Raw genomic sequence first — 15388 nt, forward strand, 5'->3', positions numbered from 1 at the left:
TATCAATTGGGGCAATTGGCAACTCAGCCATACCCAACACCTCCTAAAGTTGTGTAAATTGGTATTTGCATTTTATTTTATGAAAGAAGTTATATATAAACCTTTCGGAAAAGAGGCTCTTTTAGGCAAATACTCGGATAGTCACCATACATTTGGGGACAGTTAAAACATCTCACCAGTGGACAAAGAGAGTGAGAAATTTTATAGGGTTTGGTCTCTACAGTTCAAAAATAAAGGAATCCCCACAGTTGCTGATTTCTTTTATATTTATCATGCTTTGATTTGATGTTTAGCATTATTGACCATACAGACCCAGAAAAACATTGCAAAGTATGTAGCAGTTTAGCAAAAAGGTATCATGAGCCAGACCGGCCTGGATTAGAGTAAAATAGGGCCCTCTTTACTATTTTTCTTTTCCACATATATGTCCCGCAATGGTTATATTATCCTCTGCAAATTCTATTCTATAAAGTATTGAGGTGGTAAAAATGCCAGAGAAGTTTGATAAGATATACGACTACTATGTCGATAAGAACTATGAGCCCAACTTCAAAAGGGATATTGTAGCTGTTTTTAGGGTAACCCCTGCAGATGGCTACACCATAGAACAAGCCGCCGGTGCTGTGGCAGCTGAAAGCTCCACCGGGACATGGACTACTCTTTACCAATGGTATGAAGAGGAAAGATGGAGCGATCTCTCAGCGAAGGCATATGATTTCCATGACATGGGGGACGGAAGCTGGATAGTGAAAATAGCCTACCCCGCCCATGCTTTTGAAGAATGGAACCTCCCTGGCCTGCTCGCATCAATAGCAGGTAACGTCTTTGGAATGAAGAGAGTAAAGGGACTAAGGCTCGAAGACCTTTACCTGCCCGAAATAGTACTCCGAGACTTCAGCGGGCCCAATAAAGGTATCGAAGGAGTAAGAGAAATACTTGAAATCAGGGACAGACCCATTTACGGTGTAGTCCCCAAACCAAAGGTTGGTTATTCTCCTGAAGAACTGGAAAGACTCTCCTACGAGCTCCTATCTGCAGGAGCAGATTATATGAAAGATGACGAAAACCTGACTGGCCCCTGGTACAACCGCTTTGAAGAAAGGGCCGACGTAATGGCAAGAGTTATAGATAGAGTGGAATCAGAAACTGGAGAAAAGAAAACATGGTTCGCTAACATAACAGCTGATATCAGAGAAATGGAAAACAGACTCGAAATTCTAGCTGAATACGGCCTACCTCACGCCATGGTCGATGTTGTAATAGTCGGATGGGCCAGTTTAGAGTACATACGAGATCTAGCGGAAGATTATGATATTGCCCTACACGCCCACAGAGCCATGCATGCCACTTTCACAAGAAACCCCTATCATGGAATATCAATGTTCGTCCTTGCAAAGCTCTACAGGATAATCGGCCTTGACCAGCTTCACGTTGGAACTGCTGGAGCTGGAAAGCTCGAGGGTGGAAAGTGGGACGTTATCCAAAACGCGAGAATCTTAAGAGAAAAGCATTACAAGCCAGAGGAAAACGATGTTTTCCACTTAGAGCAAAAGTTCTACCACATTAAACCAGCATTCCCAACAAGTTCCGGCGGACTTCACCCTGGAAACCTACCTGCAGTTATAGAGGCCCTTGGAACAGACATAGTTCTCCAGCTAGGAGGAGGAACATTGGGACACCCAGATGGACCAGCCGCTGGAGCTAAAGCCGTTAGACAGGCATTGGATGCAATCATACAAGGAATTTCATTAGATGAGTACGCCAAAACTCACAAAGAACTAGCAAGGGCTCTCGAAAAGTGGGGCCATGTGACCCCAGTTTGACGAATTCTCTCTTTTCTTTTTGTCTCTTATCCGAAAGTTACTTCCAAAAGCCATTTATTGCCTTTTACTAACCCTGAGAATGGTGAAGTTCATGCATCCAGAAGGATTCTTAGAAGTTATCACAGGCCCTATGTTTGCTGGAAAAACAAGCGAACTCATTAAGAGGATTGAAAGGCAAATATTTGCAAAAAGAAAAGCAGCTCTTTTCAAACCATCAATAGATAATAGGTACAGTGAGGACAAAATCGTAGCTCACAATGGACTAAGTTATGAAGCCTTTGTTGTACCAACCACGGAAGAAGGAGTGAAAATGATATACCAAAAAACAAAAGAAGAAGATTTCGAAGTGATTGGCATTGATGAAGTGCAGTTCTTCCCGATGTCAATAGTGGAGGTTCTCAATAAACTAGCGGATGAAGGAATTTATGTAATCGCTTCGGGGCTTAACTTGGATTTCAAGGGTGATGCTTTTGAAGTTACAAAAGAGCTCCTAGCAATGGCCGACAATATAGTGTACTTAACAGCCATATGCAGTGTTTGTGGAAGAGAGGCCACAAGAACTCAAAGACTCATAAATGGAAAACCAGCTCCCCGTGACTCACCTAGAATACTCGTGGGAGGAATGGAGGCCTACGAAGCCCGGTGCAGAAAGCATCACATAGTACCTTAGACTACATCGAAGCTTATTTCCAAAAGCTCTTTGCTTTTCCTAAACCGGACTTTCTTAATCTTTATCCTCCCAATTTCTCCAGTTGTTTTTGTATGGTCTTTGTTGCAAGCATTCACGTTCCACCCCTCAATAACAACTATTTTGAGTGTTCTCAGTTCGGGTGGAATCGGGAAGAGATCATACATGTCTTCTCCAAATCTGCTCTCCGCATCTTCTCTTGGAAGCTCATATACTTTGATTGGAGCATTTTCTTCGATCTTCCTATTGGCAAACTCTTCAATCATTGCAACCTCCTCTTTTGTGGGCTTTCGATTGAACTTAACGGTTAATCTACCATGATTTCCGTTAACATAAACAGCGACAGTCCATTTTGCTTCCTCACCCAAAACCTTCACAACAGCCCCTTTTAACACATGCAAGGCAGTGTGGGTTTTAACCTCCATTTCAATCCCACCCTTATTAGTCAATATACTGTGTTTCTTTACAATTTTTCCAATTACTGATTCATCCTTACTTTCAGCTAAACCCAAAAGAGCCTTTGTGACCTCCTAAGGGCTAAGAGTATAACCACAACTTCATTTTCCTCGCGTAGCTTCAAAACAAGCTCTACAGCCTTCCTAAAAGAGTCCCTAATAGAGCTTTCTCCAAATTTAACGATTACCATCTTGTTGGAGATTTTGTAAATCACCATAATAGATCACCTATACAAGGATTCTTAACCCAAATATAACTCTTTTTGCAGATTTTTTTGTCAGTAAGACAGAAACGATAGAGCCATATTTTCCAATATGGACAATGTGTTGGATTTCTTTCTGTTTTTCCAATTCATGTCAACCTCCTTAATTGGATAAGAAAGTGCCAAATGATACAAAAAGTTATATAATATCACATAATATTTCCTGTCAGGTGAGAATATGGCAGAAGAAAAAGTTAGTGTTGCAAAGATTGTGAAAGAGATCGTCCTCTCCCGCCCAGCAATCAAAGAGTGCTTGATTCTAGATGTCATAAATTATAGTGCTCTGGCAAGAGTTATTTTAAAGGAACTAGAAAAAGAAAACATCAAAACCTCGGCCGGAGCTGTAAAAATGGCTTTGATAAGAATAGGAGAGGACTTAAAGAAAGAGAGAGCTTTCTTTGAAAAGAGAATCAAGAATGTGGTTGCAAAGACCGTTATTGAGCTCCAATCCGACCTAACAGTAATAACTGTCGAACGGAGAGCTGTATTAAATAACCTTGAACAGCTCTTCAAAGTAATGGAAAACGCACGGTTTTTCCAACTTACTCAAGGGGTTGAGACATTTACACTAGTCCTTTCAAGTGAAGAAAAGGAGAAAGTACTTGAGATTATACAACCGAAGGCCATAGTCGATCTTATTGAGGAGCAAACGGCAATAGTTCTAATAAGCCCAGAAGAGATAATTGAGACTCCTGGAATTATCGCCATCATGACTTCAACCCTTTCATCAAATGGAGTGAACATAACACAGGTAATATCCTGTCACAAAGACACAATATTTGTTCTTAACCGTAGGGATGCCCCAAAAGCGTACCAGATACTTGAGGACATGATCCTAAAGATGAGAAAGACTTCAAAATAACTCTAGACTATCTTTTTTTCTTTCTGCCAAGTCCCACATCATGATTCACTGACTCCAAATTTTGTTATATTTGTAACATTATTTGTAAATTTTAATATATTAGTTACAAAAAATATAAAAACGTTCTTTTTATCTCCACTTTGGTGATCTGTATGAAGATAGTTTTGGCCTATTCGGGAGGTCTGGATACCTCAATCATATTAAAGATGATACAGGAGGAAATGAATGCCGAAGTGATTACAGTTACTGTGGACGTAGGACAAAAGGACGATTTTGAAAAAATCAAGGAGAAAGCACTCAAACTCGGTGCATTAAAACACTATACTATAGATGCAAAGGCAGAATTTGTTGAGAAATACATTTTCAAAGCAATAAAGGCGAATGCACTTTATGAAGGATCCTATCCACTAGCCACAGCTTTAGCTAGGCCTTTAATAGCAGAGAAAATTATTGAGGTAGCTAAAAAGGAAAACGCTGATGCAGTGGCCCATGGTTGTACCGGAAAAGGAAACGATCAAGTCAGGTTTGATTTGGCAATTAAAGCCCTCTACCCAGAAATTAAAATAATCGCTCCTGTTAGGGAGCTTAATCTTACAAGGGACTGGGAAATGGAATACGCAAAGAAAAACGGAATACCAATTAAGGACAAGATCTACAGTATTGATGAAAATCTTTGGGGACGCTCAGTAGAGGGAGGAATTCTAGAAGATCCTTTTGAGGAACCTCCAGAAGAGGTTTTTGAATGGACTCTTTCTCCCGAAAAAACACCAGAAAAACCGGAGTACCTTACAATAGACTTCGTAGATGGTGTTCCTACAGGACTAGATGGAAAGAAAATGAATCCCGTAGAACTTGTAGAAACCTTGAACTTCATAGCCGGAAAGCATGGCGTCGGCAGGATAGATCACATTGAGGATAGGGCCGTTGGAATAAAAAGCAGGGAAGTCTATGAAGCCCCGGCAGCAATTACCCTAATAAAGGCCCATAAGGACCTAGAAAAGCTGATTCTCACAAAATGGGTTCTCGAGTTCAAGGAGATCGTTGACTCAAAATGGGCATGGCTCATTTACAATGGTCTCTGGTTCGAGCCACTTAGGGAAGCTCTAGATGCCTTCATAGATGAAGTCGAAACAAATATTACCGGATCTGTCAAAGTAAAATTCTACAAAGGGAGTATTAGTGTAGTTGGAAGGTCGTCTGAGAATGCACTTTACGATACAAAGCTTGCAACCTATGAAAAGTTCAGTACTTTCGATCAAAAGCTTGCAGTTGGCTTTATTGAGCTCTTTGGATTGCAGAGTGTTTTAGCGTACAGCACAAAACACAAGATAAACTCTCTGTACACTTCCCCAACACCAGTGAAGGCAAAAAAGGTAGTCAGCTAGGTGGTGTTATGTATAGGAAAAACCTGCTAGGCAATGCTGATTTTAATATTCTAGCCTACACCTCGTCAATGAAGGATGATAAAGAAATAGTCAGTGAAGTCGTTGAAAGTCTAATTGTCCATGTAAAACTGTTAACCACCCAAGGTCTGATTCCAGCGGAAAAAGGTCATAAAATATTGAAGGAACTCAAAAAACTCCTTCAAAATTCATCACCGCTATTTTCCATTAATGCTGAAGATATACACGAAGCCATTGAGATTTATTTGAAAGAAAAACTTGGAGATGATGAGGGATATTTAGCTTTGGGAAAAAGCAGGAACGATCATGTTTCAGCGGCTCTAAGGTTAAAGACAAAGAAACTCCTAATTGAGCAGCTGAAAGAGCTAATAACTCTAAGGAGAACCCTTCTAGAAAAGGCAGAAGAGCATGCATACACAATAATGCCAGCTTTTACTCATTTACAACCAGCGCAACCTTCAACTTTTGCCCATTACTTATGTTACATAGAAGAGGTCCTAGCTGATTATACAAAATCCTTGTTCTTTGCCCTCGAGGTAGTCGATAATTCTCCTTTAGGAGGAGGTGCAGTTGGTGGAACAAGCGTTCCTCTGGACAGAACGGCCCTAGCTAATGAGCTATTTAGTGGGATAGTGATTAATTCAATTAAGGCCACAAGCAGTAGGGATTTTCTGAGTATAGCATCATCAATGGATGTCAATCTATCAGTATTCTTATCACGAATAGCTGAAGATATTGTTATCTTTTCAACACCCCAATTTGACTATTTGGTTTTACCCAAAGAGCATCTGGCAACGAGCAGCATGATGCCCCAAAAGAAAAATCCAGTAACTATGGAAATAGCTAGGGCCTGGGGTGCTGAAAGCATTGGACATCTAACAGCTTTGTTAGGAATCCTAAAAGCTCTTCCAACCGGTTACAATTTAGATATGCAAGAAGCAAATAGGCATGCATTAATAATCTTAAAGAAAACTTTAGAAACATTAAAAATTTTCTCAGACTTTTTCAAAAAGATTGAAGTCAATGAGAAAAAGTTGTTGATCGATTCAGAGATTTTCCCAATTTTAGCAACCGACATAGCTGAAAAAGTTTCTCTAAAAGGAGGAAAACCATATAGAGAAGTTTATGGAGAAATAGCAAAGCTGATAAAAGATTCTAAAAGTGTTGAAGAGTTCTATACCAAAGTTGAGGGGCTTTACGGGATCAAAGCAAACTTAGAAAAAGGAATTAAAAAACCAGTTTTAGGTTCTCCAAATCCAACTAAGGTCAAGGAACACATTAAATTAGCAAAAAGGGCCCTCAAAGAAGATTTTTTCAAGTTGAAGGAGATGACCACATGAATCCCTATTTGACATCAAAAACCCAGGAAAAGGCAGAGAGCAAGAAAAAAGCCTACCTAGTCCTAGAAGATGGCAGTATTTTTGAGGGTAAAGGATTTGGAAGTGAAGGCGTGAAGTATGGGGAGGTTGTTTTTACAACTGGGATGGTAGGATACCCAGAATCCCTCACTGATCCCTCATACAAGGGGCAGATTCTGACCATGACGTATCCACTAATCGGAAACTATGGCGTTCCAAGAAAAGAAATAACAGAAAATGGGATCCCTATTCACTATGAATCAGATAAGATACAAGTTGAAGGATTCGTAGTTTCAAAACTTATGAAAAGCAATCACTGGGCAAGTAAAAAGAGTTTAGATAAATGGCTCAAAGAGGAAGGTATTCCCGGAATAGAAGGGATTGACACAAGGGGTTTGGTGAAAAAAATAAGGGAAAAAGGAGTCATGATGGGAACTTTGGTTGTAGGAGATTATGGGCTTGATGAAATTATGGAGAAAATGAAAAAGCTAAGCTACGATGAGATGAATTTCATAGATAAAGTTACTCCGAAGGAGATAATTGTTCATGAACTTGAAAACTCTGACAAGAGTATTGTTGTAGTTGATTGCGGTATTAAATATGGGATTCTAAGGGAGCTTTTGAAAAGAGGGTTTAGAATAATAAGAATTCCCTATCATTATGATCCAATTGACGTGTTAGAAGAGTTCAATGCAGATGGAATTTTATTTAGCAACGGTCCTGGAAATCCTGCATTGCTTAAAGACCTGATAAAAAAAGCTCAAGAAATTATTGAGTACAACGTTCCAACAATGGGTATTTGCTTAGGAAGTCAAATACTCTCTTTAGCAGATGGGGGAGAAATTTACAAGCTTAAATATGGACATAGGGGGATTAACAAACCAGTTAAAGACTTAAAAAGTGGAAAAGCTTTTGTGACAACTCAGAATCACGGATATGCTGTGAAAGCTCAAAGTTTAAATGAGTTTAAAGTTTGGATGGTCAATATAGATGACAAAAGCGTTGAGGGAATTTACCATCCAAACAAACCAATAATTGCTACTCAATTTCATCCTGAAGCATCCCCCGGTCCCTTAGACTCAACATGGATTTTTGATGTTTTTTCAAAAATGGTTAAAGGTGAGGTTCATGGTTTCTAAAGTTCTTGTTCTAGGTTCTGGGGCGATAAAAATTGGCGAAGCTGCTGAATTTGATTACAGTGGAAGTCAAGCTTTAAAGGCTTTAAAAGAAGAAGGCATAGAAACGATTTTAATCAATCCAAATGTTGCAACGATTCAAACAAGTCATGAGATGGCAGACAAAGTTTACCTCCTCCCTCTTGATCTCAAATTTGTGGAGGAAGTTATAAAGAAAGAGAAACCTGATGGGATTTTGCTTGGCTTTGGAGGTCAAAGTGCTCTATCTCTGGGTGTAGCTTTGCATGATTCTGGAATTTTAGAAAAGTATAATATCAAAGTTCTTGGGACGCCTATAGAGGGAATAAAAAAAGCTCTGGATAGGGAGAAGTTTAGGGAAACAATGATCAAAAATAATCTCCCAATACCTCCAAGTAAAGCCGCTAAAAGCGTTGAAGAAGCTCTAAAAGTAGCTCAGGAGATAGGGTTCCCAGTGATGGTTAGGGTTAGCTTTAACTTAGGTGGAAGGGGATCCTTTGTTGCTTGGAATGAAGAGGAGTTTAAGGGATATATAGTCAGGGCTTTTGCACAAAGTGAGATTGGTGAGGTGTTGGTGGAGAAGTACCTAAAAGGATGGAAAGAGATAGAGTTTGAGGTTGTTAGGGATAAAGATGGAAATGCTGTGGCTGTAGCGTGCTTAGAGAACTTTGATCCAATGGGAGTTCATACAGGGGATTCCATAGTTGTTGCTCCTTCTCAAACTTTAACAAATAGAGAATATCAACTCTTGAGGAGTGCGGCCATAGAAGTAGCGGAAGCTATAGATCTCATTGGAGAATGTAATGTTCAATTAGCCTTAGATCCTAAATCTGAGGAATTCTACATAATTGAGACAAATCCAAGGATGAGCCGCTCATCTGCTTTAGCAAGCAAAGTTACAGGCTATCCCCTAGCATACATCGCGGCAAAGTTAGCTTTAGGATACACACTAGATGAGCTTTTAAATGGAGTAACTGGAGTTACAACCGCTTTGTTTGAGCCGAGCTTGGATTACGTTGTTGTTAAAATGCCAAGGTGGGATTTAGAAAAGTTCGAGAACGCGAAGAGGAAAATAAACACCGAGATGAAAAGCATTGGAGAGGTCATGGCAATAGGAAGGAATCTTCATGAGGCTTTTCAAAAAGCTATTAGAATGGTAGGAATCGGAGATGAGCTTATAGGGAAGTACTATGAGAGCGAAGAGTCGTTGGAAAAAGTTATGGAGAAAATTAAGAATTACGAACCTTACATGCCTATGCACATTGCAAAAGCCCTGAAATTGGGAGCAAGTGTTGATGAGATTCACGAAATTACTAGAATAGACAAGTTTTACCTCTACATAATTGAAGATCTAGTTAAAATTGCAGAAGCCCTGAGAAATCCAAATGAAGAAACAATAAGAGAAGCCAAAAAGCTTGGATTTAGTGATGAGCAGATAAAGACTCTATCTAATAGCAGCATTAAAAAATCAATTCCATTTGTCAAGCAAATAGATACCTTGGCTGGAGAAGTTCCAGCAAGGACGAATTATTTATACATGACCTATGATGCACAAGAAAACGATATCCCATATACAGAAAAGCCAAAGGTTCTAATTTTGGGAGCAGGTGTCTTTAGGATTGGGGTTAGTGTAGAGTTTGACTGGGCTGTCGTGAACTTTGCAAATGCTGCAAAAAAGAGGGGTTATGAAGTTATAGTTTTGAATTACAATCCTGAAACAGTTTCAACAGATTGGGATATTAACGATAAGCTTTACTTTGAGGAGATAACTCTTGAGAGGGTTTTAGATGTTTACAATTTTGAAAATCCAGATGGTGTTATAGCCTTTGCAGGAGGACAGCTTGCAAACTCCTTAGCTAAGAAGCTTGAGCAAAAGGGAGTTAGGCTTTTAGGAACGAGGGGAACGAGTGTAGATATAGCTGAAGACAGGGCTAAGTTCTCAAAGCTCTTAGAAAGGCTCAACATAAAGCAACCACCTTGGATTGAAGCTAAGAGCATTGGAGAAGTCTTAGCTTTTGCTGACGAAGTAGGTTATCCTTTAATGATAAGGCCGAGTTATGTGTTGAGTGGAACTGCCATGAAAGCTGCCTACAATGAGAAGGAACTAAAAGAGTATCTCTCCTTAGCAGCAAAAGTCTCTCCAGAACACCCTGTTGTGGTTTCAAAGTTCTTAAACGCAATTGAAGCCGAGATAGATGCCGTTTCGGATGGGAAAAAGGTAGTTGGAATTACATTAGAGCATATAGAAAAGGCGGGAGTTCACAGCGGAGATGCCACAATGGTTACTCCCTATCGCTATCTAAAGGAAGAGCATGTAAAAAAGATGCATAAAATAGCCCTAGAGCTCGCATTGACTTTGGGGATTAGAGGGCCCTTTAACATACAATTCTTAGTCAGTGATGATGTCTACGTGCTTGAGCTAAACCTGAGAACAAGTCGTTCTATGCCCTTCTCAAGTAAATCTAGGGGAGTTAACTTGATGGAACTCTCAGCTCAAGCAGTCTTTGGTGGGAAACTCCTGTTAGGACGAGACTACGAGTATTACGAAGTCCCAACAAAAGCCTTTGCTGTTAAAAGCCCTCAATTTTCCTGGTCCCAGCTCCAAAATGCGTATCCTTTCTTGGGACCAGAAATGCGATCAACAGGAGAAGTTGCAAGTCTGGGATTCGACTTTGAAGATGCCTTACTAAAAAGCTGGCTCTCTGTAAAACCAAACAAAATGCCAAAGTCAAATATCTTGGTCTATGGTTACGAGAAAGACTTACCACCATTATTGGAAACTGCAAAACTTCTCGAAACCTTGGGATATAATGTTTTTACATTAGAGGACAGCCTAAGCTATGGAAATACTTTAAGCAAAGAAAAAGCGATAAACTTAATGAAATCAGGGGAAATCGAGCTGGTCATGACTTCTGGCTATGCAAAGGAAAAAGATTATCTTGTTAGGAGGACCGCAGTAGACTTAAATATCCCGATTGTCTTAGATGCAAATTTGGCTTATGAGCTTTCAAAAGCTTTTGCTTGGGCCAAAAACAATTGTTTTGAGGTTAAAGAAGTTTCTGAGTATTATGCCCCCAAATTGCAAAAGACTATTAGCGAACCTTTAAGAGAGGTTATTTAAACTATCTCTTTATATTCATCAATTTTTTCTTGCACTGTGAAACTTCAAATCTAAGTGTACGAAAAAATTTTCGAAATAATGATATAGAATCCAGAAATATTATTTACATTTGACTGAGTTTAAGAAAAGATTTTCGAAAAATAACTAAGTTTTCCGAAAGATTTATATACCCTTCTTGAAACTTATGCTTGGTGATGCCTATTAAGGAACGCTCAAATACACTTTTTGGATTCAGCACTAAGAGAGGAAGAGCAATCACCAGCAGTCAGCTTTAATCTAGCTCAGAAACTGGAGACAACTATAGTTTTTGACTGTTTTAGCGTTGGTTTTGTGGAGCTAGACTTTCCAACAATATATAAAGAGATTTTAGACGAAATAAACCAACAGCACAGAATAACCGAGGCTGTTTTGAATGATGCCGTTCTTTTGGATTATTCGGGCCTAAGTGGGAGTAATCCGAAATGCCGTCAAAAATCGAGCAAAGAGGGCAGTTCAGCATCTAACTTGGAGGTGGACACAATGAACATGAACGTTGTAAATGGAATAATCCCAGAAATTGACCCAATAGAGTGGGATGAACTCTGGGTTGAGGAGATAAGAATCAACACCATTCCCACGTTATTCAGGAAATAATGTTATATTTAGAACAAAACATAGAAATTTAAAATTAGATGTTACAAAAGAAATTTAAATCTTCCAAATGTCGTGCAAATTAAAGAGATAGAAAATGGAGGTGGAAAAATGATTGAATGCCCGGTTTGTGGAGTTGAACTGGAAATCGGTAGTGTGGAAATACATGAGATAGTTGAATGCCCTGTTTGCAGTTCAGAACTTGAAGTGGTTAGTTTAGAACCGGTGATCTTAGAAGAACTCCCTGAGGTGGAAGAAGACTGGGGAGAGTAACATTCCCAAATTAAGACTTTCATATTATCTTGGAGGGCAAACAATGAAAATAGGCATAACATACACAATAATGCGCAAAGAGGAAATAATGCTTAGAGATAGAGCAAAAGAATATGGCGAAGTCTTTATGCTCCACGATAAGGAAACGATATTCCCAGAGAGCTTTGATCTAGACGTCGTGATAATAAGAAACGTTAGCCACTTCAAAGCTCTGTACATGGCAAAGCTCTTTGAAAGTCATGGAATCCCAACGGTTAATCCATTCAATATAATCCTCGAGGCGGGAGATAAACTCTTTGCAACACTAAGACTTAGCGAAAAAGTCCAAGTGCCAAGATGGGCTGCTGCATTTGATAAAGAAAGTGCAATACAAGCAATGGAGAGAATTGGATATCCTGTGGTCATAAAACCTGTCTTTGGAAGCTGGGGGAGAATGGTTAGTAAAATAAATGATTTAGATGCAGCTGAAGGAATTATCGAACATCGACAATGGATGGGAAATCCCCTTTACAAGGTTTATTACATCCAAGAATACGTTGAAAAACCTGGTAGGGACATCAGGAGCCATGTTATCGGAGGAGAATTTGTAACTGCTATTTACAGATATTCCGACCATTGGGTAACTAACACTGCAAGAGGAGGAAAAGCCATCCCATGTGAAGATGAAGAAGTTAAAGAGATCTCAATCAAAGCATGGGAAGCTTTTGGAGAAGGAGCATTGGCAATAGACATATTTGAGAGCGATAGGGGACTGCTTGTTAATGAAGTTAATCCCGCCATGGAGTTCAAAAACGTGGTAAGGGTTACTGGTGTTGATGTAGCTAAAAAAGTCGTTGAGTATGCTGTTGAGGTGGCTAAGAAATGATAAAAGCGGCTGTTATCGGTGCAAGTGGTTACATTGGAGGAGAACTAGTTAGGCTTTTGGCCATGCACCCAGAAGTCGAGATAAGTGCAGTAACCTCAAGACGCCACAATGGGAAGAAAATTCACAAAGTTCACCCAAATTTAAGGGGGTTAAACCTTAGATTTACCAACAACTACAACTTTGACGCAGATGTGATATTTTTAGCTGTCCCCCATGGCACTTCAATGAAAATAATTGACGAGTATATGGGAAGTGCTAAGATAATTGACCTAAGCGCAGATTTTAGAGTAGGTTTAAACCTCTACAAAGAGTATTATGGAGAGCATCTAAAACCAGAGCTTATAGATGAGTTCGTTTACGGCTTACCAGAAATTCATAGAGAAGAAATCAAAAAAGCCGAACTTATAGCAAACCCTGGCTGCAATGCAACAGCCGTGGTTCTAGCGCTGTATCCATTTAAGGGAGAGGTTAGTGAAGCGATAGTAGATTTAAAAGTTAGTTCAAGTGCTGGAGGAAGAAGGGAAAACGTAGCAAGCATTCATCCTGAAAGGAGTAACGTTGTTAGGGTTTACAAATCATCTCACCATAGGCACGAAGCAGAAGTAAAGCAAGAAACCAAAGTTAATGCCCAGTTTACAGTACATTCCGTTGATCTAATAAGGGGCCTTTTAGCAACGATCTACTTTAAGATGGAGACCAATGAAAAAGAGCTCTACAAAAAATATTTCCGCTATTTAAAAGAGCCATTTGTAAGGATAGTTAAGGAAAAAGGAGGAATGCAGAGGTTACCTGATCCAAAATATGTGATAGGGAGCAACTTTGTTGATATTGGTTTCACTTATGATGAGAAAAGTCAAAGGGTGATTCTCTTTTCAGCATTGGACAATTTGATCAAAGGTGGTGCTGGACAAGCAGTGCAAAACATGAACATAGCCTTCGGATTAGAGGAAACTCTCGGCTTAAACTATTTACCAGTTTACCCAATTTAGGTGGGAAAGATGAGAATCCTTAAAATCGGAGGAAGCGTTTTAGATAAACTCGAGGAATTTGAACTCAAAGCTGATTTAATTGTCCATGGTGGCTCAGATTATGTTGATTCTCTATGTGAAAGGCTTGGAATTGATGTTAAGAAACTAACGAGTCCTTCTGGAGTGGAGTTTAGATACACTCCAAAGGATGTGCTTGAAGTCTATCTAATGGCTGTAATGAAAGCCAACAAAGATATTGTTGCTTATCTTCAAAGTAAAGGAATCAATGCTATAGGCTTGAGTGGTCTCGACTTTGGAGTTGTAAAAGCTAAGAGGAAGAGGATAATTAAAGCTGTGATAAAAGGCAAAAGAGTTGTGATTAGGGACGATTACTCTGGAAAAATAGAGAGCGTTGATACTGATATTCTAATTAAGCTAATGGATCTTGGAGTTCCCGTTATAGCTCCAATAGCTATGAGTGAAGCCTTTGAGCCCTTAAACGTTGATGGAGATAAGCTTGCAAAGGAGATAGCTCTAAATCTGAAAGCTGATGAGCTAACATTCCTATCAGATACTGCTTTTTTGGTAAATGGAGGGGTTGTGGATAAAATAAAGGCTGATGAGTTTGAAGAGTTTCTTCCTTTTGCAAGAGGAGGAATGAAGAGAAAACTGCTAATGGCAAGGAGTGCACTTGAAGATGGTGTCAAAAAGGTTATCATCCAAGGCTTAAACGGCAGGACGGTGATTGAATGAGAGAAATGAGCCTTTACAAGAAAAGACTAAAACTCGTTAGAGGAAAAGGCGTTTATGTTTGGGATGAAAATGGGAACAAATACCTCGATGCCATAGCTGGAATTGGCGTAGCTATATTGGGACATTCAAATGGAGAGTTAGCAAGTGCAATAAACGAGCAGATGAAAAAGCTCGTAGTTGCCGGCCCTATGTTTCACCACGAGGAAAAGGATGAAGCCCTAGAGGAACTTTCCAAATTCCTCAGCTTTGAATATGCTTATTTTGGAAATTCCGGAACTGAGGCTGTTGAAGCGGCTTTAAAGTTTGCCCGCCTTTATACCGGTAAAAAAGAGATAATAGCGATGACAAAAGCCTTTCATGGGAGAACCTTTGGCTCTCTAAGCGCAACTTGGAAGAAAAAATATAGGGAAGGTTTTGAGCCTTTAGTTCCTGGATTTAAGCATATTCCATTCAACAACATTGAGGCTGCAAAAGATGCTATAACCAAAGAAACTGCCGCTGTAATAGTTGAACCAATTCAAGGAGAAGGTGGAATAATCCCTGCAAAAGAGGAGTTCATCAAAACTTTAAGAGATCTAACTCAAGATAACGGAGCTCTGTTGATAGTTGATGAGGTTCAAAGTGCCTTTAGAAGTGGGAAATTCCTAGCAATAGAGCACTATAAAATCCAGCCTGACATAGTTACAATGGGAAAAGGACTAGCAAACGGAATTCCAATTGGATTAACACTAACCAACTTCGACATCCCGAGAGGAAAGCACGGTTCAACTTT

General features: G+C 39.5%; 15 protein-coding genes. 13 read left to right on the forward strand and 2 right to left on the reverse strand.

Annotation, left to right across the window (positions count from 1 at the left end):
* Positions 1 to 488 precede the first annotated feature (488 nt).
* Together rbcL and EP1X_RS09535 are read left to right on the forward strand one after the other, a co-directional pair.
* On the forward strand, positions 489 to 1823 hold the full coding sequence (gene rbcL / locus EP1X_RS09530; RefSeq protein WP_055283956.1) for a type III ribulose-bisphosphate carboxylase: 1335 nt from the start codon (positions 489 to 491) through the stop codon (positions 1821 to 1823).
* A 91-nt stretch (positions 1824 to 1914) separates the two neighbouring features.
* A complete protein-coding gene (locus EP1X_RS09535; protein ID WP_055283958.1) occupies positions 1915 to 2493 on the forward strand; it encodes a thymidine kinase in 579 nt (192 codons plus the stop codon).
* Here EP1X_RS09535 and EP1X_RS09540 read toward each other — a convergent pair.
* Positions 2490 to 2936 (reverse strand): hypothetical protein, encoded by a 447-nt coding sequence (locus EP1X_RS09540; RefSeq protein ID WP_055283978.1) that lies wholly within the window; start codon positions 2934 to 2936, stop codon positions 2490 to 2492. The genes EP1X_RS09535 and EP1X_RS09540 overlap by 4 nt on opposite strands.
* Positions 2937 to 3013: 77 nt before the next feature.
* Positions 3014 to 3184: a hypothetical protein gene (locus EP1X_RS10105; protein ID WP_156300736.1), complete on the reverse strand. Its 171-nt coding sequence runs from the start codon at positions 3182 to 3184 to the stop codon at positions 3014 to 3016.
* Positions 3185 to 3407: 223 nt separating this feature from the next.
* Between EP1X_RS10105 and EP1X_RS09545 the strand changes: the two genes are divergently transcribed.
* From EP1X_RS09545 to EP1X_RS09595, 11 genes are all read left to right on the forward strand, one after another.
* On the forward strand, positions 3408 to 4091 hold the full coding sequence (locus EP1X_RS09545; protein WP_055283960.1) for an ACT domain-containing protein: 684 nt from the start codon (positions 3408 to 3410) through the stop codon (positions 4089 to 4091).
* 152 nt (positions 4092 to 4243) lie between these two features.
* Positions 4244 to 5476 (forward strand): argininosuccinate synthase, encoded by a 1233-nt coding sequence (locus EP1X_RS09550; protein WP_055283962.1) that lies wholly within the window; start codon positions 4244 to 4246, stop codon positions 5474 to 5476.
* Between the two features lie 8 nt (positions 5477 to 5484).
* Positions 5485 to 6834: an argininosuccinate lyase gene (gene argH, locus EP1X_RS09555; RefSeq protein ID WP_055283964.1), complete on the forward strand. Its 1350-nt coding sequence runs from the start codon at positions 5485 to 5487 to the stop codon at positions 6832 to 6834.
* Positions 6831 to 7991 carry a glutamine-hydrolyzing carbamoyl-phosphate synthase small subunit gene (gene carA / locus EP1X_RS09560; RefSeq protein ID WP_055283965.1) on the forward strand — a complete coding sequence of 387 codons (1161 nt, stop codon included), beginning with the start codon at positions 6831 to 6833 and terminating at the stop codon, positions 7989 to 7991. The genes argH and carA overlap by 4 nt, the downstream gene beginning before the upstream one ends.
* The gene (gene carB, locus EP1X_RS09565; protein WP_082391561.1) at positions 7972 to 11127 is read left to right on the forward strand and encodes a carbamoyl-phosphate synthase (glutamine-hydrolyzing) large subunit; all 3156 of its coding nucleotides are present in this window, start codon (positions 7972 to 7974) and stop codon (positions 11125 to 11127) included. The genes carA and carB overlap by 20 nt, the downstream gene beginning before the upstream one ends.
* Positions 11128 to 11352: 225 nt before the next feature.
* On the forward strand, positions 11353 to 11760 hold the full coding sequence (locus EP1X_RS09570) for a hypothetical protein (RefSeq protein ID WP_055283969.1): 408 nt from the start codon (positions 11353 to 11355) through the stop codon (positions 11758 to 11760).
* 108 nt (positions 11761 to 11868) lie between these two features.
* Positions 11869 to 12030: a lysine biosynthesis protein LysW gene (gene lysW / locus EP1X_RS09575; RefSeq protein WP_055283971.1), complete on the forward strand. Its 162-nt coding sequence runs from the start codon at positions 11869 to 11871 to the stop codon at positions 12028 to 12030.
* 43 nt (positions 12031 to 12073) lie between these two features.
* Positions 12074 to 12895 carry a lysine biosynthesis protein LysX gene (lysX, locus tag EP1X_RS09580; protein WP_055283972.1) on the forward strand — a complete coding sequence of 274 codons (822 nt, stop codon included), beginning with the start codon at positions 12074 to 12076 and terminating at the stop codon, positions 12893 to 12895.
* Positions 12892 to 13884, forward strand: coding sequence for an N-acetyl-gamma-glutamyl-phosphate reductase (gene argC / locus EP1X_RS09585; RefSeq protein WP_055283974.1), 993 nt, complete (start codon positions 12892 to 12894; stop codon positions 13882 to 13884). Before lysX ends, argC begins: the two co-directional genes overlap by 4 nt.
* Positions 13885 to 13893: 9 nt before the next feature.
* Positions 13894 to 14616, forward strand: coding sequence for a [LysW]-aminoadipate/[LysW]-glutamate kinase (locus EP1X_RS09590; protein ID WP_055283976.1), 723 nt, complete (start codon positions 13894 to 13896; stop codon positions 14614 to 14616).
* A gap of 5 nt (positions 14617 to 14621) precedes the next feature.
* Positions 14622 to 15388 (forward strand): aminotransferase class III-fold pyridoxal phosphate-dependent enzyme (locus tag EP1X_RS09595; RefSeq protein WP_055283980.1); only part of this gene is annotated, 767 nt, incomplete at its 3' end.

Source organism: Thermococcus sp. EP1 (genome assembly GCF_001317345.1).
Classification (GTDB): domain Archaea; phylum Methanobacteriota_B; class Thermococci; order Thermococcales; family Thermococcaceae; genus Thermococcus_A.

Excerpts from the sequence above, each read along its gene's own strand:
- carA (WP_055283965.1), top strand. The coding sequence starts at position 6,831 with ATGAATCCCTATTTGACATCAAAAACCCAGGAAAAGGCAGAGAGCAAG.
- lysX (WP_055283972.1), top strand. The coding sequence starts at position 12,074 with ATGAAAATAGGCATAACATACACAATAATGCGCAAAGAGGAAATAATG.
- EP1X_RS09590 (WP_055283976.1), top strand. The coding sequence starts at position 13,894 with ATGAGAATCCTTAAAATCGGAGGAAGCGTTTTAGATAAACTCGAGGAA.
- EP1X_RS09540 (WP_055283978.1), bottom strand. The coding sequence starts at position 2,936 with ATGGAGGTTAAAACCCACACTGCCTTGCATGTGTTAAAAGGGGCTGTT.
- EP1X_RS09545 (WP_055283960.1), top strand. The coding sequence starts at position 3,408 with ATGGCAGAAGAAAAAGTTAGTGTTGCAAAGATTGTGAAAGAGATCGTC.
- lysW (WP_055283971.1), top strand. The coding sequence starts at position 11,869 with ATGATTGAATGCCCGGTTTGTGGAGTTGAACTGGAAATCGGTAGTGTG.
- argH (WP_055283964.1), top strand. The coding sequence starts at position 5,485 with ATGTATAGGAAAAACCTGCTAGGCAATGCTGATTTTAATATTCTAGCC.
- argC (WP_055283974.1), top strand. The coding sequence starts at position 12,892 with ATGATAAAAGCGGCTGTTATCGGTGCAAGTGGTTACATTGGAGGAGAA.
- EP1X_RS09535 (WP_055283958.1), top strand. The coding sequence starts at position 1,915 with ATGCATCCAGAAGGATTCTTAGAAGTTATCACAGGCCCTATGTTTGCT.
- EP1X_RS10105 (WP_156300736.1), bottom strand. The coding sequence starts at position 3,184 with ATGGTGATTTACAAAATCTCCAACAAGATGGTAATCGTTAAATTTGGA.
- rbcL (WP_055283956.1), top strand. The coding sequence starts at position 489 with ATGCCAGAGAAGTTTGATAAGATATACGACTACTATGTCGATAAGAAC.
- EP1X_RS09550 (WP_055283962.1), top strand. The coding sequence starts at position 4,244 with ATGAAGATAGTTTTGGCCTATTCGGGAGGTCTGGATACCTCAATCATA.